14 protein-coding genes are annotated in these 21330 nt (G+C 43.5%); 3 read left to right on the forward strand and 11 right to left on the reverse strand.

The window, feature by feature from the left end:
* Positions 1-8192 (reverse strand): Ig-like domain-containing protein (locus RH40_RS04315; RefSeq protein WP_139056848.1); only part of this gene is annotated, 8192 nt, incomplete at its 3' end.
* A 298-nt stretch (positions 8193-8490) separates the two neighbouring features.
* On the opposite strand from RH40_RS04315, the gene RH40_RS04320 reads away from it, so the two are divergent.
* Both RH40_RS04320 and RH40_RS20245 read left to right on the forward strand, forming a co-directional pair.
* Positions 8491-9471, forward strand: a complete 981-nt coding sequence (locus RH40_RS04320; protein ID WP_039954232.1) for a peptidoglycan DD-metalloendopeptidase family protein — start codon at positions 8491-8493, stop codon at positions 9469-9471.
* A 136-nt stretch (positions 9472-9607) separates the two neighbouring features.
* The gene (locus tag RH40_RS20245; protein ID WP_081454968.1) at positions 9608-9856 is read left to right on the forward strand and encodes a YkgJ family cysteine cluster protein; all 249 of its coding nucleotides are present in this window, start codon (positions 9608-9610) and stop codon (positions 9854-9856) included.
* A gap of 72 nt (positions 9857-9928) precedes the next feature.
* Here RH40_RS20245 and recR read toward each other — a convergent pair whose 3' ends face one another.
* The 7 genes from recR to RH40_RS04355 all read right to left on the reverse strand — a co-directional run bounded on the left by recR (position 9929) and on the right by RH40_RS04355 (position 15485).
* A complete protein-coding gene (recR, locus tag RH40_RS04325; protein ID WP_039954234.1) occupies positions 9929-10528 on the reverse strand; it encodes a recombination mediator RecR in 600 nt (199 codons plus the stop codon).
* Between the two features lie 29 nt (positions 10529-10557).
* Positions 10558-10887, reverse strand: coding sequence for a YbaB/EbfC family nucleoid-associated protein (locus RH40_RS04330; protein ID WP_005432961.1), 330 nt, complete (start codon positions 10885-10887; stop codon positions 10558-10560).
* A gap of 72 nt (positions 10888-10959) precedes the next feature.
* Positions 10960-12975: a DNA polymerase III subunit gamma/tau gene (gene dnaX / locus RH40_RS04335; RefSeq protein WP_009600146.1), complete on the reverse strand. Its 2016-nt coding sequence runs from the start codon at positions 12973-12975 to the stop codon at positions 10960-10962.
* Positions 12976-12981: 6 nt separating this feature from the next.
* The gene (gene apt, locus RH40_RS04340) at positions 12982-13530 is read right to left on the reverse strand and encodes an adenine phosphoribosyltransferase (protein WP_009600147.1); all 549 of its coding nucleotides are present in this window, start codon (positions 13528-13530) and stop codon (positions 12982-12984) included.
* A gap of 162 nt (positions 13531-13692) precedes the next feature.
* On the reverse strand, positions 13693-14097 hold the full coding sequence (locus RH40_RS04345; protein WP_050790425.1) for a YbaN family protein: 405 nt from the start codon (positions 14095-14097) through the stop codon (positions 13693-13695).
* A 10-nt stretch (positions 14098-14107) separates the two neighbouring features.
* Positions 14108-14236: a hypothetical protein gene (locus tag RH40_RS21145; protein ID WP_009600149.1), complete on the reverse strand. Its 129-nt coding sequence runs from the start codon at positions 14234-14236 to the stop codon at positions 14108-14110.
* Positions 14237-14384: 148 nt separating this feature from the next.
* The gene (locus tag RH40_RS04355) at positions 14385-15485 is read right to left on the reverse strand and encodes a response regulator (RefSeq protein ID WP_009600150.1); all 1101 of its coding nucleotides are present in this window, start codon (positions 15483-15485) and stop codon (positions 14385-14387) included.
* Positions 15486-15724: 239 nt separating this feature from the next.
* On the opposite strand from RH40_RS04355, the gene RH40_RS04360 reads away from it, so the two are divergent.
* The gene (locus tag RH40_RS04360; protein ID WP_009600151.1) at positions 15725-16600 is read left to right on the forward strand and encodes a LysR family transcriptional regulator; all 876 of its coding nucleotides are present in this window, start codon (positions 15725-15727) and stop codon (positions 16598-16600) included.
* Between the two features lie 352 nt (positions 16601-16952).
* Here the strand turns inward: RH40_RS04360 and RH40_RS04365 are convergent, their stop codons facing one another.
* The 3 genes from RH40_RS04365 to fadI form a co-directional block, all read right to left on the reverse strand.
* A complete protein-coding gene (locus RH40_RS04365; RefSeq protein WP_009600152.1) occupies positions 16953-17501 on the reverse strand; it encodes an NAD(P)H nitroreductase in 549 nt (182 codons plus the stop codon).
* 98 nt (positions 17502-17599) lie between these two features.
* Complete coding sequence (fadJ, locus tag RH40_RS04370; RefSeq protein WP_009600153.1) at positions 17600-19723, reverse strand: fatty acid oxidation complex subunit alpha FadJ; 2124 nt, start codon at positions 19721-19723, stop codon at positions 17600-17602.
* On the reverse strand, positions 19723-21030 hold the full coding sequence (gene fadI, locus RH40_RS04375; RefSeq protein WP_009600154.1) for an acetyl-CoA C-acyltransferase FadI: 1308 nt from the start codon (positions 21028-21030) through the stop codon (positions 19723-19725). Before fadI ends, fadJ begins: the two co-directional genes overlap by 1 nt.
* Positions 21031-21330 lie beyond the last annotated feature (300 nt).

The raw sequence follows: 21330 nt of genomic DNA on the forward strand, positions 1-21330 counted from the left end.
TAATGATTCGACGTTTTATGAGAAGCTAAAGATAACGGCTCACTGACCCACTCCTTTTTGAGGGGGTCTCCATCCGTTTTCCAAGTCAGCTGTAACCCACTCGACACTGAGACAGTCGGCTTTGTCACCGGCTCACTAAAGCTCGCCGCCAACGTTAAAGCATCATCCTCTAACTGGTAACTAACATCCTTAGAGGCATCAAGGGTAGGCGCTTGATTATCGTAAGTGAACGAGCTCTTCACAGGAGGAACGCCATTACCTTTAACCGTAACATCAACTTTACCAACCGCTATAGAAGATAGATTAAGTTCATACGTCCAAATCCCACTCTTACCCATGGTCGGCGGCTCACTGACCTGTAATCCTTTACTGTCAGTGACCACTAAGGTGGTGCTGGCAAGAGCCTGATAAGTGCCGCTCAAGTCTAACGTCGCGCCCTGAGTTATCACGCCATCAATCTTATTAAGCGTTAGCTTTGGCATCAGCGTAGAGGTGCTTTTTACCTCTGCGCCTGGATTGCCCGCTTTATCTTGAAAGCCAGTGAAGGTGAAAGCTAATGATTCGACGTTTTTATTTACAGAAGCTAACGATAACGGCTCACTGACCCACTCTTTTTTGAGGGGGGCTCCATCCGTTTTCCAAGTCAACTGTAACCCACTCGACACTGAGACAGTCGGCTTTGTCACTGGCTTACTGAAGCTCGCCGTCACCGTTAAAGCATCGTCCTCTAACTGGTAACTAACATCATTAGGGGCATCAAGGGTAGGCGCTTGATTATCGTAAATGAACGAGCTCTTCACATCATCAACGCCATGACCTTTAACCGTAACCGTAACCTCGCCAGCCGCTATCGAGGACAGATCAAGCTCGTACGTCCAAATCCCTGAATTATCCAGATTCAGCGTCTTTTCGACCTTTGCATTACTGCTGTCGGTCACCACTAAGGTGATGTTTTCAAGAAATTGATAAGTGCCGCTTAAAGCTAACTTGGCATCCGGCGTTATCCCAACATTATTACCACCATTAATATCATCTAACGTCAGCTTTGGATTCAGCGTATAAGTGCTTGTTAACTCTGCACCTGGATTGCCCGCTTTATCTTGAAAGCCTGTGAAGGTGAAAGATAATGATTCGACGTTGTTATGAGAAGCTAAAGATAACGGCTCACTGACCCACTCCTTTTTGACAAGTTCTCCATTAGTGTCCCAAGTCAGCTGTAACCCATTCGACACTGAGACAGTAGGAATTGTCACTGGCTCATTAAAGCTCGCCGTCACCGTTAGCTTATCCCCAGTTAACTGATAATTAAGGTCAGTTGCGGGATTTAAGACAGGTAAAGCCTTATCAAGTTTAAAGCTCCCTTGCGCTTGCGCCGTAGCACCCAAGCTATTCCTCCCCGAGACAGTGAAGGTCACTTCCCCGTCAGGGAGCGTTGAGGCATCTATCGTCTTCTTCCATTCATTGTCTTTTACTTTTACCTGCACCTTTTGATCACCAATACTCAAAAGCAATAAGGCGCCGTCTTCAAAACGCTCGGTTGTGCCAGAAACTTCAAGACTTTTTGCTCTCTCTACATTGACCCACTCAGGGTCAATCACTTTAACCGTCAATGAAGGCAATATGGTCAAGGTTCTTTCAACTAACTTACCCGTGTTTCCTAGGCTGTCTTGGTATCCCTCGATTTTAATCGGTAGACTTTGCTCTGAAGTATCAGGCACCTCTATTTTGCCTTCCCATACTTTTTTGTTACTACCGTCTTGTTCCATGCTAATCTTTGCATCACCCAGCGTCACCGAAAAATCTGGTTCAACCTCAGTACTAAACTCAGCGGCTATATCGAGAGAATTTCCGGGGGCAAGTTGCTCAGTGAAGCTGACAGACTTAACCGTAGGCAAGGCTCCTTTGACATCCAAAATTAGACTCGCACCTTTGCCCGGTATGCCTTTATTATTGGTGAACTGGCCATCATCAACCGATATTTTTACTTCTTTATCTTCACTAGAAGGACTGGTGTACTTAACCCGCCATTCAAGGTTTGAGATTTCTTCAAAATTCGTGAGTTCGCCATTGGACGTCGATGAACTGCTATCTGAAGTCAGTTTGATGTCATCGATGGTAAATCCTTCGATGGCTTCTGAGAATTTAAAATTAATGTAGGTCTCTTTATTACCTCCGAGAACTTTATTGTCACTCGAAATGGTAATAACCTTAGGCACTGATAAAACATCACTAAAACTGTTTTGAACCGAGTGGTCTGCTAAGTCTTTCACTTCATACTGAGCCAGGTACTCACCGTTCGGAACCTTAAAAGTAAAAATAGAATGGTCCCCATCTGTTTTTACTGTTTCTGGCTCGTATATTGTGAGCTGATCAGTCCGACTTAGCGTTGATGTTACCGACTCTAAATTTGTGTCTTTTGCTTCTATCTCGACTTTCACGTTGTATTCAGCATCCGGGAGAACTTTCTCTACCTTGAGAGTCTCAGTGACGAATTTCGCGGATGGAGCTTCAAAGTCGACAACAACATCGACTTCTGTTTTTTCATCACCCGTTTTTTCACCATCCGAAAGAGCAAAGCTAGTGAGATCTCGGCCAATCACATCTTTGGCAATTAACTTCAGCTGATATTCTCCTTGTTGCGATTCATCAAAGTCAATCTCCCTTGCTATATCCTCAAGGCGCCCGGTAAATCTCATCTTCTCTTGGTTATCTTGTATAAAGAGTAAACTGAAGTTCTCAACCTCTACGCCCGACGCTTGTTTTACCTTGAAAGACTGTTTCTTATTTTTAAGCAGCAAAGAGCCATTTTCTTCCCCAGTAGCAAATTCACCGATACTCAACATGATCTTAGCGGTACTAAGATCAACATCGATATTTTTCGAGGCTTGGTTGCCGGCCTTATCGAAGGCAGTCACTTCAAACCGCAATGTCTCGATGTCTTTTAAACTATCGCTCTTGATATCTAGATAACTAAATGCATTTGGCTCGGTATCCGTTGTTTTCTCGATAGTTTTATCGAGAAATTTGTAGATTACCTTTTGCACGCCACTTCCTGTATCACTGACTACAAATTTAAAGCGCCACGACTTAGAGTCAGTACCCGGAGTACTTGCTACTGTCACTTGGTCACCAATAGTAGAAGGCGTATTGTCTGTTATGAATTTACGCTGTATTACTTCAGAGAATCCCCACAAGTTTGTAGCCTTAACAACAATTTCAAGCATGGTGTTTCTTTGGGCTGGGGTTAGAGGAAAGCTTGCCTTTCTACACAGCTTATCTTTATCTATCGAACAGTAGAGACTGCTGTCAAATTGGTCCTTTCCATATGTCTGGCCATCAAAACTCACCTCAATGCTTTCCAGAGTTTGCGTGATATAGCTTAGCTCCATGTTGAGATTTGCTGAATTGGAGCTACTATTATCCGCAGGATTTATCAATGTTAAACCAATTCCATCCTTAGGTTTTTTTACCGTGAATATAATATCGCCAGCTTTATTATCAGCTCTATCCACTAAGTTCTGGATAGTAAGTGCCTTTTCTGGTGCATCTCCGTCGAATAAGTCTGCATAACTAATCCGATAGGTACACTTCCATTTTTGGGCATCAAGCGATGTACATTCACTAGAGGGTTCAATAATTTCATCTAAAGTGTTGCTCTTCAGCGAAGGCTTGTGCTCGTCTGACAAGCCAGATATGTCGTTAAACTCTAGTGAGAAAAAAACTTTCTTAATGTTGTTATCCACATACAAAGCAGAGAGAGGCAAAGTTACATCACCACTATTAAAGGATGGCCCTTCTCTGTCGAGTAAAATGGGGGAAAGGCTTTTACTCGTTGTTTGGGCACTTTTATCTGTGGCCTGAATAGTTAATGTGGCCAGCTTGTTCTCATCCAGAGTAATGTTATTACTCTCTGATGTAGAGATCTTGACAGAAAAAGGCTTTGAGAAATCCTCTGTGGTAACGTTTTTAATTAGGCTGTTGCCCTGATAGACGCCCACGCTCTCGATGCCTGACGCATCTGTAATCGAGGCAATATTGATTGTGAATTCTTTACCAACCACATATGATTCTTTGCCACTATTAACCTGAGGATCGCCCAACTTAATGTTTGGTCCAGTCTTGTCTTTATTGACCTCGATGATGGACTGTACCGTGATCGCTGGTATCGTCTTTTTAGTTGCCGTGACTTTGAATTGATAATTAGCGACGTTTTCAATAAGCTTAACACTGCCTTCTGACTCATTTTCCAAACAAGGAAAATTACCATCGCCACAAGCTTTAAGGGCCAGCCATTTATCCTGCTGTTTATATGCTATCTGTATCTCTTTCTCAAGATCCTCACTCGCATTCCAATCGATATCGGGGATCCAGAGCTCATTTAGTTTTTCCCACTTAAACCCTTTTAGTTCAGGTAATCGGGAGTCAAGTTTGACCGACAGTTCTGATGGGCCTTCTGATCCCAATCTATCTGCACTTTTAACATAGACCGTCCAATTCTCGTTACCATCTGATACATTCTCTATCTTTGGATAGATTGCGCCGCTACATAGTTCATCACTACCATTGCATAATAACAAATCAAAGCTAGCCGCCTCGATATCTGAAAAACTGTCTATGTTGTACGTTACCGTTTTCTCCGAGCCATCAAGCTTTTTACTGAAAATCACCGAAGGGAGAGTATCGGAGAAGTCTGCAATACCTGTACTATCCGTTAATTCAAAATGCAGCTTTAGGTTTGCACCGGGCGAAGCATTAAAGTAGTAATTTTCTGGGGAATAGGATTTTGTTTCATTACCTACTGTCGCTTTAACTGAAAGCTTTGCATCAGGGAATTGTGTATCTTTGGTTAGCACCAATGAGCAGGGATCGGTGACCGTCTCCTGGCAAACATTACCCAACGTATCTTTGGCCAATAGTTTAAATTCAATTCTATCGCCATTCAATATTTCAAACTTAACCTCATCGCCATTGCCTCCCGTTGAACTCGGTATAATAATTGAACTTGGTATAGTAAAGGAGTATTCGTATTTCTCTTTACCATCACTATCATCATTAGATTTGAGGCTCAGTTTATCTGTAATAACAATAACCGTATCGTTGCCATCATTTTTTTTCAAAATGGCTTGTAAGTTGTCACTCAATTCTTTGCTCATTAATCCTGACGGGTCGATAAACGTTATTTTCCCCTTAACCAAACCCTTAAAAGTGTGTCCATTGTGGTCTGAAAGCCCATGATCGATTTTTTGCTCACAACAATGGTTAACATCCTTATCTATGGTAAGAATAGCCGATGGTGGTGATTGGTCGACGTTTGTTGGGTCACCTTTGAAAAGAGACACATCATTAATTTTGGGTATATGCAGAGCAATTCGGTTCGCTTCTGCCAGCACCTCACTTGAGGATAGGTTTAAATGATTCTCCAATAAGTCACGATATTTCTGCGCCAGGTTAAATCTATATTTTTCGTCCAAGAGACCATCATCAATGGCATCTGTATATAAATCACTTGCTGAGAGGCTCTTAAAAGCTTCTAGGAGCAAGGTGTGGCGAATTTTCGCTTTGGTCGCCTCATTGAAAGTTAACTGAGGGTCATCCATCGTTAAAAAGTAAGGAGTGGTCGCTGGATCAAAGCCAAACCAATCTACCATCGTTGTTTTTATCTCATTAAGTAACTTCAGCGCTTTATCGGCTGTTTTATCTTTTTCCTTTCCCCAGTGATAATCAAATAATCCCATAGCGTAGGAGGACAATTCAGTAAGATAGTATCGATTTTCACCTTTATAATTGATTTCCTTTTCATCAATGTAGGTACCGATCCAGTATTTTTTCTGAAAAATTAACTTTGCAATCTGCTCTGCTTCAAAATTGGCAGGTAATATATACGGTGTTTCAGCAGTAGAGTTAATGGATTGAGAAAATTTGCCATCACCATAGCCTTTAAGGTTAAGTGTGTCTGTTACCGTCGAAGTAATATTAAGCTTCTCTGGTCGAAAGGCTCTAAAGACCACCTCTTTTGAATCACTTGTCGAAACTTTTAAGGCACTTGTCGAAACTTCTGAGGCACTTGTCAAACCCGTCTTAGTTTCAGCGTAAATTTCTAGCTTGTGAATAGTTAATGGTTTGTTTAGTTTATCTTCAAAAGCCTTTTTCAATAACTGTTTCACGTAAGGTATGTAGTATTCCGCTGAATTCTCCTCGCTCGAAGAAATCTTATATTGTCCTGGAACGGATATTGCGTCTTTACCAGAGCCAGAGCAAGAGCCAGAGCCAGAGCAAGAGTATTTAAGCATTAACTCTTGTTTAATATTTTGCCCGTTCTCTTGTTCAATCTTTGGCCACTGCACTTTAACTTTTATATAAGGCATGAAGGGGTTGTTGCTCGGAATAAATTTATCGTCGTCAATAACAGCATCAACTGTTGAGATTTTGAGCAAGTTTGTTGTAATATCAATATTTTGGCTCGTGTAAGTATCTGCGTTATACTTTCCAAAGGAGACTGTATCCTTACTATTGTCATAGAAACGCATATCCATTTTAGGGAAAGAAACTGATGCTATTATTGGCTTATTTGTATCGGGGAAAATATCAAAACTAGTATTCTTAGAGCGATGGTCTTTATCTGTTGCAGTGATTTTGAACGTGTATTTAGTAACACTATGACTATTACTTAATGCAAAAGTCTGACTAAATTGACATTTATCGTCAATACCAGCTTTGCACGACAACTCATTAGCATCTGTATCCTCATTATTAGTTTTAATAAGTTGGACACTCTTATTTATTAACTCACTCGGTTTGGAATTAATTGAACCCTCTAGTGTGTATTCTTCTTGACCTTTATTAAAATATAGATCTGATGTCACATTAATTGCAGGGCCTGAGTTATCCCAGTTAAAGGTAATCATTTGCTCTTTTGATATATTACGATTGCCGATAGAATCGCTAAGAAAAGCAGACAAGCGGCCATTAAAAGGACCACCATCTGGAGCCGATTTATTCAATTCTTTTGTGTTGATGCCCACCACTAATTTGGTGCTTCTGAGACCCGGTTGATACTCATCAGGTTTAGCGATAAAACAGATGCCTGACAAATCACTGCACTGCTGGGGTGATGTCCAATTCCCATCTTTGTCCTGATACGAAATGTTAAGCTCTATATCGCTCAGAAGTCCAACTCCAGTTGCATCGCTAACTTCAAGCTCTAGCTGTGCACTATCACCAAACAAAATGTCTCGATTCAAGCGAGCAATTTTAGGTGCTGTTTTGTCTTTCTTACCCTCAATATTCTCTCTGTTACGTGAATCTTCTGGAAAAATAACCGAGGCTGTATCAGCTCCGTAAAAACGAAGCCGTTCAGCATAATCAACATAAGCATCCGCTGTTTGGGTTGTCGCGTTTATCGGACCACTTAGAGCAACTAAGAGGTAATTAGCAAGATCATCAGTAAATGTTGAACTTGATAATTTATAGCCATTAATGACAAGTTCGGCTCTACCACTCTGGCCATCTAATTTGCCGTCATTAGCAATATCTTGATAACCCAGTTCAGCAAGATGGATAGATGAGCAATTCGCAACATCACCGCTATTTTTTGCCAAACAATCGGCTCCCATCGCAGACATGGCGGTCAATAGGCTACCATATTGATAATTTTCAGCCGTCCTTGGCGTGGTGCTTCGATTATCAGAAATATCAAAAGGAACAAGGTGATTGACATCAAATCCATACATTTCTGTAAATGTGCTCAAAGACTCCGAAATTGCAGAGTCGACACTTTTTGATTCATCTTTAATTTTGTGATGAGCGAGACCGGCGACTAAATTCGTCAATGGTGTAATCATCAAAGTCTGGGTTTCGCCCTCACCATACATAGCAACACCTCTTAGGGCAGCGTTCATAGCCACATCAGCCTTGGTGAAAGGATCAAAATATTTACCACCCTCGGCATAAACAATGATGGGAGTTGATGCCGCACCGTTAATGTTGACGGTATAGTTTCCATGCTTATCAGTGACACTCTGACCAAGCTTCCTGCCTATTTTCCCTGCCTGATATTCCCAGACACTGATCGTTGCACCATCAACAGGCGCATCAAAAACCACTCCGGAAATTGTGCCTGATTGACGAGAAGGTGGACTATTGTCTTTGCCACCGCCGCCACCACCGCCGCCGCACGCGTTCAAAAAAGGCAAAATAATAAGTATGCTTAGGAATAATTTCAGTAATTTTTGTGTCAACATAATCAGAAAAAAGAGTCAATTTTTCGCGATTATATTATTGATTAAATTTTTCTCAACATTGCGAATTCACCACTAAATAACACATAATGACGGTAAAAATAGTTATTTAATAGGGGTAAGTTCACCTTAACTTGACATCAATTAATATTTAGTTAGGTAAAAGGAGGGAATTTGACTTCATTGGGTGTAAGATTTTTTTTAAAATATTATACTGAGCCAGAATTTTTCCTCATTACTACACTCTTTAATAATGACAACTCTGATACTTAAACAATACATGCCAAGCCCTAATCTTATTTTATGCGGCTTCGCAGGCATCATTACTCTTGCAGTGATTAGTGCCAACAGCATTCGCAATTCAGAGCACAAAGAGATTGAGCAACTGCTTCCTGAGCCTAACATTGTCGAGGCGTCAGTAAAGATTGATTCATTAAATGCAGAAGCACCAAGCCCAGAAATTATTACCGGAAAAATTCACTACTCTTTTATCACAACATTAATAAAGGCTGGGCTAGAGCAACATGAAATTACGACTTTAATATCGAGAATAGAAAATAAGTTTGACATTATTAATCAAGCTAAAAAAGGAGATAAATTTTCTATAATGAAGGATATTAATAGTGATAATGAAAGTTACATTAGTGCTTTTTACTATCAGGGTAGAGAAAAGCACTTTTTCTTTATTAGCCAAGACGGCGATACCGTTTATGATGAATACGGAGATAGCCTAGACAATACACAATATAAGCCCCCTTTAACACAACAATACCGCATCAGCTCTGGTTTTAATATGGAACGTTTTCACCCAGTAACTCACCGTATTACACCACATTTGGGAACCGATTTTGCAGTTCCTACTGGTACTAAAGTACTCAGTATTGCCGATGGTATCGTCATTAAATCACGCTACAATCGTTTTGCGGGCCATTATGTCAATGTTCGCCACAACAATAATGTGGTGTCACGCTACCTACATTTGTCAAAACGTAAGGTCAAGGTGGGCGATCGTATTACTCAAGGCCAAGCCATTGGACTGTCCGGCAACAGTGGCCGAACTACGGGCGCTCACTTACACATTGAAGTATGGGTCAATGACTCTCCGGTTGATTACCTCACCTTTATGAAGCAGCAAAATACTCAAATCAACACCCCTATTTTGCTGGCAGCGCAGAAACACAAAAGCCGCCTTATCGCAGCACTTGAGGGCTCGGCTCAACGCCTTGAACAATAACCTATTCAACCTAGATAAGGGACAAATAACGCTACCAGTTGCAAAAGTGTGACTTTTTTTCGTGAGCATTATTGATCTTTTTATCTTTAACTGTTTTTGCTACCATTCGCGCAAATAATCATTCAGGTGAACTATGATGGACTGCCGATTGGGCTGCGGAGCTTGCTGTATAGCACCGAGTATTTCTTCCCCTATCCCTGGGATGCCAAATGGTAAACCCGCTGGTGAACGCTGCATTCAATTAAACAATGAAAACCTATGTCGGTTATTTGGCAAGCCCGAGCGACCAAAGGTATGCCTTCAATTTAAGCCATGCCCAGTGATCTGTGGCAGCACCACTCAGCAAGCCCTGGCAAATATTACTGAGTTAGAGCATCTGACTTGACTGCTATCACCAAGTGCATTTTGAAGTATTGATCAAGGAAATAAAAAACCGCTGACAAGCAGCGGCTTCATATTAGATTTTGTGTCGCCCTAAAAGCGAATGTGACAAGGTGGTACCATCCACCAGCTCAAGCTCCCCTCCCACAGGTACACCATGAGCGATGCGGCTAGCCTCAACACTATGCTCGCGGCAAAGCTCTGCAATGTAATGTGCTGTCGCTTCTCCCTCAACGGTTGGATTGGTAGCGAGGATTACCTCAGACACATCTCCACGCCTCAATCGATAATCGAGAACGTCCAAACCAATATCGCTTGGACCAATACCATCTAATGGAGATAAGTGGCCCATAAGCACAAAATAGCGCCCTGAAAATTGGCCTGTTGCTTCCACCGCTGCAATATCAGCAGGGCTTTCAACCACACATATCTGGCCATTTTCCTGACGCTTAGGATTGGTACAAATGTGACATATTTCTTGTTCTGTAAAGGTTCGGCACTCACTGCAATGACCGATTTCTGTCATTGCTTGACTTAAGGCATCGGCCAATTGCAGACCGCCTTTTCTATCGCGCTGTAACAAATGAAAGGCCATACGCTGTGCTGACTTGGGACCAACCCCAGGCAGGCACCGCAAGGCCTCCATTAATTGTTCCAGCATATGACTGGTACGCATTAAGAATCCGCTAAATCAGATATCACCGATTAAAATGGCATTTTCATGCCAGGTGGTAGTTGCATTCCACCTGTCACTGACGCCATTTTTTCTTTTTGTGTTTCTTCAACACGACGTGCAGCGTCATTAAAAGCCGCGGCGATAAGATCTTCAAGCATTTCCTTATCGTCTTCCATCAAGCTCTCATCAATCTCAACGCGACGCACGCTGTGACTACCTGTGATGGTCACTTTTACTAGGCCAGCACCGGATTCGCCGGTTACTTCCATATTCGCAATTTCTTCTTGAAGCTTTTGCATGCGATCTTGCATTTGCTGGGCCTGCTTCATCAGGTTGCCCATACCGCCTTTACCAAACATGTTAATCTCTCTGGTTCGTTAGCTTGTTACGTTAATAATGGGGCTAAGCGATAAAATTTCAACCCCAAAAAATCAAATAGGTCTTACGCTTTCTCTGTCTAGCTCAGCAGCAAAACGCTGCTCGATAAACTGAATGTTAGCATCATTGGCTAAACTGGCGAATGCGTTTTCAAGCCGCGCTTGATAGAGTTTCTCTCTCAGTTCAAGTGGCGTCTCACCACGGTCACCCACTTCTACGCTCAATTGGCTGTCTTGTTTCATTACACGATTTAATTCAGCAAGTAACTCACTCTGGGCACGATCGGTATTCAAATGCGCTTGAGAAGGTCTAAGAGTGAGAAGTATGGTTGAGCCCTGCTGTTCAAATGCTGAATTGAGCGCCAATTGCTCGGTCATTTTTGCCGTCGAAAGCTGACTGATCACTTGTGACCAAGGACAAAGGGCCAGACTCTCTTCGAGCAGCTTGTCCGTCATTTCTGGCGTCTTTTCGTGTTCGAGCGCTTTCTTTAATAAACTCGGAGTTATCGGATTCACTTTTTCTTCAGTAGCGATAACCCGACTTGGTTTCCACTGATAAGGTTCATCCTTCTCTGTCGCTGGCAGCACCTCAACGTCAGATTGAGCAGGCGACACCGGCGCAAGGGTGTCGTGCTTTTGCGCAAGGCGCTCAAGCACAGAAACCGATTTTACCGATGTCGCTTCAGTCTTTTTTGTTTCACCACCTTGGTTGGAGCTCAGCCCTTTTCTTTGTGAGCGCAACTGATGACGAAGGCCACTGGCTTTCACTGGCTTAACGTCTTCGACTGGCGGTGTTGGTGTAGGATCCGATACTGACGGGGGCTGCGCGTAAGTAGCCTGCTTTGATTCATCGACTGTCTGTGAGCTCGGTATCGATGGACTCGGGTCAGCGGCAACTGCGGGTTGAACGGCTGAAACGTTCTCACTAGAGGTATTTGGTGAAACGGGTTGAGTCTGCGGAGCAATCACATTGAGTGGCGATATCGTAGCAGGTCTGAAGGCTATCATCCGCAACACCACCATTTCGACTTCGATTCTTTGTGAGGGCGCAAGTGGGAGGTCTCTTCTCCCCTTTAATGCCATTTGGTAGTATAACTGCACATCTTGCGGGTCCAGCGCTTGCGAAAGCTGTCTTACTTTTTCCGCATCTGCATGCTGAGGGTCAAGAGACTCGGGCAAAACCTGACACATTGCAATGCGATGAAGTTGCGTTGCTAGTTGATCCAACAATCCATCCCAATCAACCCCATTTTTTGCCAAGAAGCTGACACAGTCCATCGCTTCTTGAGGTTGCTGGGTTCCTATCGCAGCAAGCAAACGAAGCGCATGATCCGTATCGAGTGTACCTAGCATGTAAGTCACAGAGTCTGTCATCACACGCCCATTGCCCAGTGCAATGGCTTGATCGGTTAAACTCAATGCATCTCGCATGCTGCCATCTGCTGCATGCGCAAGTAAACTTAGCGCTCGTGTTTCTGATTCTACCTGCTCTTGCCCTAATATATAGGTGAGCTGCTGCTGGATCTCTTCGCTTTCAATCGGCTTTAAATCAAACTGTAAGCAACGAGACAGTATCGTCACCGGAAGCTTTTGTGGATCGGTTGTTGCCAAAATAAACTTGACGTATTCTGGCGGTTCCTCGAGCGTTTTCAGAAGGGCATTGAAACTGTGACGAGACAGCATATGCACTTCATCAATTAAGTAAACTTTAAAGCGGCCACGAGCAGGCTTATATTGCACATTATCGAGAAGATCCCGAGTATCTTCTACCTTAGTTCTTGACGCCGCATCAATTTCTAATAAATCAACAAAACGACCTTGATCGATTTCTTGACACGTCGAGCACTGACCACAAGGTTGAGCCGTGATCCCTGTCTCGCAATTTAGACCTTTGGCGAATAGTCGACCAATCGTAGTCTTCCCCACACCTCTTGTGCCACTTAATAAATAAGCATGATGAAGGCGGTTCTGTGCCAGTGCATTCTCTAATGCGGTTAAAACATGTCTTTGACCAACAACTTGGTTAAATTGAGTCGGTCGCCATTTTCGGGCTAAGGCAAGATAGCTCATGGAAGATTAATGTCCTTCAAACTCACAAATACTGTAAACATCAATACCCAAAGATTTTAGGCGTTGCTCTCCACCGATGTCCGGTAAGTTAATCACAAAAGCGGCATGCTTAACGTCTCCACCAAGCTGGCGAATCAACTTGACCGTTGCTTCAACCGTGCCCCCTGTCGCCAATAAATCGTCGACAACCAGAACCTTATCTTGATTGGTTATCGCATCAGTATGTATTTCTAGCGTATCGGTACCATATTCAAGCTCGTAAGACTGAGAAATCGTGGTACGAGGAAGCTTACCTGGCTTACGCACTGGTACGAAACCAACGCCGAGTTCCAGCGCAAGTGGGGCTCCGAATAAAAAGCCTCGCGCTTCTGTACCAACAATCTTGGTAAAACCTGCGTCTTTATATTGCTCAACCAAGACTTGAATACATGCCTTATATGCTGACGCGTCCTCCATCAGACTGGTTACGTCTCGAAACAAGATGCCAGGTTTGGGGTAATCAGGGATACTCTTTATGCTTGACTTAATTTGGGAAATCATTTCAATAGATGTCATTGATAACTTTACTCGTTCCGTTGGTGGACATATGAACTGCCTGTATCGGAGAACATACCCTGCGGGCTTTGTTCTATTATATCCATGAGATTGATGGCATTAGTGTAATCTTGTGTGTCAATTTCACCGCTCAGGTCATTGCCATTTTTCTAAACCGCAATCTTAGTGATTTTCTGGCTTATCGGCAAGGTACTCAACCGTGGGCAAACGCAAGAACCACTGTAAAAGCAAGATTAACATGAGAACCAGTGCAATTTTTAACCAAAAATGTGGCACAATCCAGATGGAAAAGGCAAAGCTAGCTAGTATACATAATGCCCCGCGCTTTTTCACTTTTGAAGACACTGAGCGATGTTGGTGCCAGTTTGATAAGATTGGACCAAATGTTTTGTGCTCGTTAAGCCAGCGATGAAAACGTGGGCTCCCACGCATGAAGCACGCACTCGCCAGTAGAATAAAAGGGGTAGTAGGTAGCAGGGGCAAAAAAATCCCCGCAACACCAAGTATCACGCAAAGCACACCAAACGTATTGAGTAAAAATTGCCGAACGATAATGGTATGCTCCAAAAAGGTGGTTTTAAAATGTCATGTAACCGTTGAGAACTCTGAGCCAAGTCAAAGTTGCTGGAAGAGTTGCAATGACTAGTGCCCCGAGTACGCCAAGAGCATAATAAATGTTAAAAGGTTCTTTAAAGTCTTTGTCCATTTTTTACTTCTCACGTCCTATATAAAGCCCTCACAACGAGCCAATCTCGATTAGATTGGCTCATCCAAATCGGTAATACTATACCTCATTGGTGTTGTGAAAAACACCTATTCCAATCGAGGTTATTACCACGCCCACACACCCTAATTTAATCGCTTGCCCCATTAATAATATCTAAACTAAAACTGCTTGAGCCAAGACAGCTCACTGACAAATGGCAAGTCGAGAGTATAGGTAAATCTTTGGTCATCAAGTTTGCGCTGCACCCTTCACCAAGGCGTGAACCGGCGGATAAGTGCTTTGTATCTGAAATATTGGACCACTGCGCATCGATACCAGCAGGTAGCACAGATAAAGTACCTTCAGATAAATCTGCAATACCGAAAATTGCATTCACAGGTGAGCTACAATTTGAGCAACGCATCCCTTCTTCAAGCATTAAAGAAATGTCTTTTAAATCGGCATTGAAGCACTTGAGATTGCGTAAGTAGTCGTGGAATAGCGCACGAATCAACAATGTCGTGGCAGCTCCGTGCTCCCCTTCGCAGTTTGAATCAACAAGATAAAAGGCAAATTGACCATTCATTAGCCATGCGTAATCGAATACCAAGGGCATTACTTCTGTTGACTGAAGGAGACGATAGCTGCATTTCCAGTCACCTTGAGCAGTGTCGATTTCAGGCAGCAAAGCATGCAACAGGTCTTTTGCTGCACTTGGATTATCTTCCAGATATCTTAGGTGCCAATGAAGCTCTTGCTCCTCTGGAATATCACCACTGTCCACCCTAAACCATTGACTTGCAAAGTCTCTCTGGTCACACAAATGGTTATCGGTATCATCAATGGTGCTTTCTATGGCTCTGGCCAAGTGTTCGTAATTACCGATCGGCTTAGCGAGGAAATCTTTTATGCCAAAGCGCAAGGCTTTCGCAACGTCTGATATTTCATCGGTGGCCGACACAACGATGAGAGGTAAGGAGGGATATTCAAGGCTCACTTCTTCAACAAACTCTATCCCGTCCAAAATCGGCATGGATAGGTCACATAAGATAACATCGGGCTCTTCTGTTCGTAGCTGTTGTAAGCCATCGAGCCCATTTTCCGCTTCTATCACGCGGTAGCCTTGTGACTCAAGAAACCCAGAGGTTAAACGACGAAATATCGGGTCATCATCTACCAGCATAACGACTTTTTGGTTGGCTACCACCGAGGTGGTCGGACTGGCTCCAACGTCAATTGAATTGTGCATAAACCTTACCTCACTACAACAGGTTTGCGATACGTTATATTTTTTATAGTTGACAATATTAAACGCTTATTAAAAAGTAGCCTCGAAAGACTATTTATACAAATCTGCCACGTTTAAGTCGTGTTGCATACTATATGTATTGAATATTGAACTAAAGCAGCGTAATTGGTGTGACTCAAGCTCACACATTTGATATAAAGATAACTCGATCCTCACTACCGAAATGTGTGTCTGATAAAATGAAACTCGATGATCTCAACCTGTTTAGACTAGTGGTAGAAAATGGCAGTTACACTGCGACTTCCAGAAAGACAATGATTCCTGTTGCGACAATAACCCGACGCATTCAGGCGTTGGAGGACTCTCTTAATCTTCGTCTACTCAACCGCCATGCTCGTAAACTTTCATTAACAGAAGCTGGAGAACGGTTTTACCAAGAGTGTTCTCCATTACTCAATCGACTGACTTCAGCGACCGAAGAACTAACAGACGAATGTCGTGGAGCTGCAGGTAAAATTCGTATTATCGCACCTTCAAATCTGACTAAACGCCTGTTAATGCCGATTTTTAATGGGTTTATGGCACAATACCCAGACATCAATATTGAACTGACAACCAGTAATCATGCTGAGCAGTTAGATCCAACAGAGTGGGACGTTATTTTCCGTGTTGGCCCACAGCGGGACTCTAGCCTGATTGCTCGGAAAATAGGCTCTGTGGCTGATATCTTAGTGGCAAGCCCAGAGTATTTAAGCCGCTGCCCTGCACCTAAACATGCAGAAGAATTACATCAACACTCTTTGCTGAAGGGCTCACCATTATTAAAATGGCAACTCTCGAATAAAACTGGTGAAAGTATTGTCAATAATGACAAAGGCCGGATACAGGCGGATACTCTTGATGTCGTAAGATTGGCTTGTTCTGCAGGGCTGGGTATTACTCTGATGCCAGACGTTATGCTGAAAGAGTATACCGACGATGGCAGCCTTGTCCGAGTATTAGAGGACTGGAGTGCCAACCCTCGGGAAGTCTACATGCTTTACAATCATAAAGATCACCTCCCAGAAAAGGTTCGCTTATTCATTGATTTTGCCATTGCCTTTGGCAAAAGCTGAAAAATAAAAAGCTTGGCATAAGCCAAGCTTTTTTCTAGAACTCGACGCAATGTCACCGCTCTGAAACCTGCATTTTGAAGTCACTTATACCCAAGTAACCTCAAGATGCTAGGTTCAGCGAGAATAGCTTGCTTTACAGGCAAGGCAACGATTTGAAAATCTAGTCATCTAAATTGAAAATCGGTAACGATGCATGTAAAGCAAGACAACTCGCCCTCTGGGAGCGTGCCACAGTGCTGATTTCATCGTCAAACAACTTGGTAAGAGTCGACTATTACGCTGCGTTATTTTCCTTGAACTCAACACTGTGGCGTCGCTCTGAATCCTGCATTTTGAAGTCACTTGGGTATAGTTATAGATATTCAACAAACTGCTGCAAATCACGCTCAGGTATCTTCATTGGTGAGCAGCCTGGCGTACCAATATATAAGAACCCGACAATCTCATCGTCACCAGTAAGACCAAATGCTTGGCGCACCTCTTCGTGAAACATCCACTTTCCTGATCGCCAAAAGCCCTGAAAGCCCTGTGCAACAGCGGCCATTTGCATCGCTTGAGCTGCGCAACCTGCAGATATATGCTGCTCAATCGCGGGAACGTTATCATGCGGGGTCACTTTAGCAATAACTGTGATCACCATAGGAGCGCGGAAGGGAGCATTTTTTAGCTTCTCGATAACAGATGCGTCACTCTCTTCAGTTTCAGCCGCTTTGACCAATATCGATGACAAGGTATTTAACCCCTCGCCCTCTGCAACAACGAAGCGCCAAGGTGTCAGGTTGGCGTGGTCGGGCGCACGTAAACCTGCTCGCAGAATATTTTCTAATACTTGCCCTGTTGGCGCGGGGGCAGATAATTTGGCAATCGAACGACGATTAAGCAATAGCTCTAATGCGTCCATTTGAGATCCTTTTATGCATGTTTGAATTTGACACAGATGATAACTGGCTGAGCAAAAAAAGGCGAACCTAATGGCTCGCCTAATCTCTCATTATAATGTTATGGGTAAAATGATTGCTCTAAGCCCGCACGAGTCAATAGACCATCGCATGGCGCGAAGCGGTCACCGTATTGAGTCGCATGATCATTCATTATTTCAACTAATTTGGCTAAACCAATCTGATCCATGTATCGGAAGGGACCACCTAAGAATGGAGGGAAACCGATGCCGAATATCGCTCCGATATCCCCATCCCTTGGACTGCGGATAATTCCTTCATCCAGACAGCGAACCGCTTCATTTAGCATTGGTAGCACACATCGAAGAGCCATATCTTTCTCGCTTTGTTTGGCTTCTGGGTTGAGACCTAACAATTTATAGACAGACTTATCGACTTCTTTCTTTTTACCCTTGTAGGTATAAAAGCCTTTACCGCTCTTACGACCCTTACGGTTATCATTGAGTAACTTATCGAATACGTCAGGGCCTTTGAATCGCTCACCGAGTTCATTAACCAAAATCGGGATAATCTTCGCTCCAATATCGACGCCCACTTCATCAAGAAGAGTAATAGGACCAACGGGGAAACCGAAGTTTAATAATGCTTTATCGAGTGATTCGATTGGCTCGTTCGCCATAAGCACCTGAGCCGCCTCATTCATATACGGCGCAAGGATACGGTTGACGTAGAAGCCCGCACAATCTTTGACCACAATCGGCGTTTTACCTTGCTTGCGTGCAAACTCAACCACAGTCGCCACTGTCTCAGCGGAAGTTCCTTCATGAGGGATAACTTCGACTAAAGGCATTTTTTCAACTGGGCTGAAATAGTGAAGACCAACAACGTTCTCGGGTCTGGCCGCTTTCTCTGCGATCTGCTTGATCGGTAATGATGACGTGTTAGTAGCAAAAATAGCGGTGGGCTTTGCGTTTTGCTCAACATCCGACACCATAGTTTGCTTGAGCTCTAGATCTTCGAACACTGCTTCGATAACAATATCGGTGTGTTTAAAACGCGTAAAATCAACACCACCCGACAACTGCAACATTTGACTTTGCAATTGAGCTTTCGAAATGATGCGACGTTTCTTTTGTTTCTCGAACAACTTGTAGTTGTATTGCATGGCATTCAGTACGCCATCATTAGAGACATCTTTAATGCGTACAGGCACCTTTGCTTTAGCAACGCTCACGTGGCTAATTCCAGCGCCCATAAGACCACCGCCTAATACGGCTGCGCGCTCTATCTTTGTGGGTGACGCCTCGCTACCAAGATCTTTTTTCATTTCGGTCGTAGCAAAGAAAATAGAACGTAGTGCTTTCGATTCTGGGGTCATGACTAACTCACCAAATCTCTGCGCTTCTTTCTTTTGTCCCTGTTCAAAGCCTTTTTCGAGACCAAACCGAATCACTTCTAAAATAGCATCAGCCGCTGGGTAGTTACCCCGTGTTTTCTCATGGGTCTTTTTGGTCGCTTGCTCAAAAATCACCTTACGACCAAGACCTGTATTGGCAATAAGCTTCTCTTTAGTAGAGACTTTTTGTTTAGCTTTATTTTTACCTGTATTTTTTTCAACAAAGCTTTTCGCAACTTCTAACAAAATAGTCTCAGGAACAACAGCATCAACAATACCCAGCTTTTTCGCTTTTTTTGCTCGAAGCTGCTTACCGGTTAAGATCAGATCTAAAGAGGGAAGCAAACCAATTAAACGAGGCAGGCGTTGTGTACCACCTGAGCCTGGAAGTAAGCCGAGTTGAACTTCAGGAAGACCAAGCTTAGTCTTCCCAGAATCAGTACTGATTCGATAGTCACAAGCGAGTGCGAGTTCCAGTCCGCCACCCAAACAGGGGCCATGTATAGCGGCGACCACTGGATACGGTAAATCAGAAAGTTGTTGGAACATTTGTTGGCCTTTTTCAGCCAAGGCCTGTGCTTCTTCTGCACTTTTGCACGCTTCAAGCATGCGAACATCGGCACCCGCAATAAAGTTATCGGGCTTAAGTGAATGGATCACCAAGCCCTTAATACCCTTCCCTGCTTCACTTAACTGAGCAAAAATCGCCTCCATCTCCTGAGCGAAAGCCGCTTGCAGGGTATTCATCTTCTCGCCAACGACATCGATAGATAACCAAGCAATATTTTGCTCATCAATTGATAGTTTAAATGCAGTTTGCTCAGTCATTATTCTACCTCCAAAATCATAGCAGCACCCAAGCCACCAGCAGCACAAGCTGTATTCAATGCCAGACCGCCGCCACGACGTTTTAGTTCTCTCAATGTTTGTGTCATCATGCGTGCGCCGGTTGCGGCAAACGGATGCCCGTAGGCAATAGACCCGCCAAGCACGTTAAATTTATCCATATCAATTTCACCAATGGCGCTGGAGCGACCCAATTTTTCTCTGGCAAAAGTTTCACTAGCAAACATTTTAACGTTGGACAATGCTTGAGCAGCAAATGCCTCATGCATATCAATTAAAGTCAGATCGGCAAGCGTAATACCAGCACGGTCAAGAGCAATCGGTGTTGCGTAAGATGGCCCCATCAGCATATCTTGTTCAACACCAATCGCTGAAAATGCATAAGAACGGATATAACCCATGATCTCAAGGCCAAGTTCTTTCGCTCGCCCTTCGCGCATCAACATAACAGCCGCAGCACCATCGGTTAGCGGAGTACTGTTTGCAGCAGTAACGCTACCATACTGGCGATCAAATGCCGGGCGTAGTTTTGCATAGCCCTCAACCGTTGAGTCTTCTCGGATATTGTTATCCTTCATGATCCACTTTTTGTAAGGTTCAGGAAATGCCGTCATGACCTCACCTTCAATCTTACCTTCTTGCCATGCTTTAGCAGCTAGCATATGAGACCGATGAGCAAGCTCGTCTTGCGCTTGACGTGTGATACCGTGTGATTTTGCCATTTGCTCAGCGGTTTGTCCCATAGACAACCCCGTTGAGTATTCAGCAACGGCTGGAGGAACAGGCATCAGATCTTTAAACGATAGGTTTTTTAACACTTTAAGTTTTTGGCCTATTGTTTTGGTTTTACTTAATGCCAGTAAATTTGCGGCGAGCTTCTTCGAAACACCAATCGGCAATACTGACGAGGAGTCTGCACCTCCGGCAATACCGACATCAATGGTGCCAGCCATAATACTTTCGGCGACGTTCACGGCAGACTGAAAACTGGTTGCACATGCTCGAGTCACACTGTAAGCATCGGTATGGATATTCATCCCCGTCCCGAGCACAATTTCTCGTGCGATATTAGGCGCTTCTGGCATTTGTACTACCTGACCAAAGACCACTTGTTCGATTAGTTTTGGATCGATGTCTGTGCGAGCAAGCATGTCACTCACAACCATCTTGCCCAAGTCGACGGCGGGCACCTGACTAAATTCTGTGCTTTGGCGTGCAAACGGGGTTCGCAACCCTGCAACAATTGCGACGCGTTCACCTGAGCGAGTTTTGACTTCTTGCTTGCTCATTATTACTCCTTAATAAATAGAGGTCTGACCAGAACCATTGTAACGAGAATGTTAAGCCAATCAAACGCTCGTTTAAATAAACGTGACTTAAACCCAGTTGAAAGACACTCGACTCTCAAACTGTGCACAAAATTAACCACACTAGGAATGAGAAGCCTAACTTGTTTTTACCTCCCCACTCCCCATACTTTATGAATTGCGGTCAAATACACAAAAAACAAGCCTTATACCTGAGCGACCACAACATACTTGGATATAATATTCTGGTACTACCCAATGATTTACAGACAGCTCATCTCT

This window comes from Vibrio caribbeanicus ATCC BAA-2122 (assembly GCF_000165125.1).
GTDB classification, from domain to species: Bacteria; Pseudomonadota; Gammaproteobacteria; order Enterobacterales; family Vibrionaceae; genus Vibrio; species Vibrio caribbeanicus.

What these genes read in the sequence shown, in the direction of transcription:
- fadJ (WP_009600153.1), bottom strand. Translation starts at nt 19,723, where the DNA reads ATGACTGAGCAAACTGCATTTAAACTATCAATTGATGAGCAAAATATT.
- RH40_RS04365 (WP_009600152.1), bottom strand. Translation starts at nt 17,501, where the DNA reads ATGGACGCATTAGAGCTATTGCTTAATCGTCGTTCGATTGCCAAATTA.
- RH40_RS04330 (WP_005432961.1), bottom strand. Translation starts at nt 10,887, where the DNA reads ATGTTTGGTAAAGGCGGTATGGGCAACCTGATGAAGCAGGCCCAGCAA.
- dnaX (WP_009600146.1), bottom strand. Translation starts at nt 12,975, where the DNA reads ATGAGCTATCTTGCCTTAGCCCGAAAATGGCGACCGACTCAATTTAAC.
- RH40_RS04360 (WP_009600151.1), top strand. Translation starts at nt 15,725, where the DNA reads ATGAAACTCGATGATCTCAACCTGTTTAGACTAGTGGTAGAAAATGGC.
- RH40_RS04320 (WP_039954232.1), top strand. Translation starts at nt 8,491, where the DNA reads ATGACAACTCTGATACTTAAACAATACATGCCAAGCCCTAATCTTATT.
- RH40_RS21145 (WP_009600149.1), bottom strand. Translation starts at nt 14,236, where the DNA reads ATGGACAAAGACTTTAAAGAACCTTTTAACATTTATTATGCTCTTGGC.
- RH40_RS20245 (WP_081454968.1), top strand. Translation starts at nt 9,608, where the DNA reads ATGGACTGCCGATTGGGCTGCGGAGCTTGCTGTATAGCACCGAGTATT.
- recR (WP_039954234.1), bottom strand. Translation starts at nt 10,528, where the DNA reads ATGCGTACCAGTCATATGCTGGAACAATTAATGGAGGCCTTGCGGTGC.
- apt (WP_009600147.1), bottom strand. Translation starts at nt 13,530, where the DNA reads ATGACATCTATTGAAATGATTTCCCAAATTAAGTCAAGCATAAAGAGT.
- RH40_RS04355 (WP_009600150.1), bottom strand. Translation starts at nt 15,485, where the DNA reads ATGCACAATTCAATTGACGTTGGAGCCAGTCCGACCACCTCGGTGGTA.
- fadI (WP_009600154.1), bottom strand. Translation starts at nt 21,030, where the DNA reads ATGAGCAAGCAAGAAGTCAAAACTCGCTCAGGTGAACGCGTCGCAATT.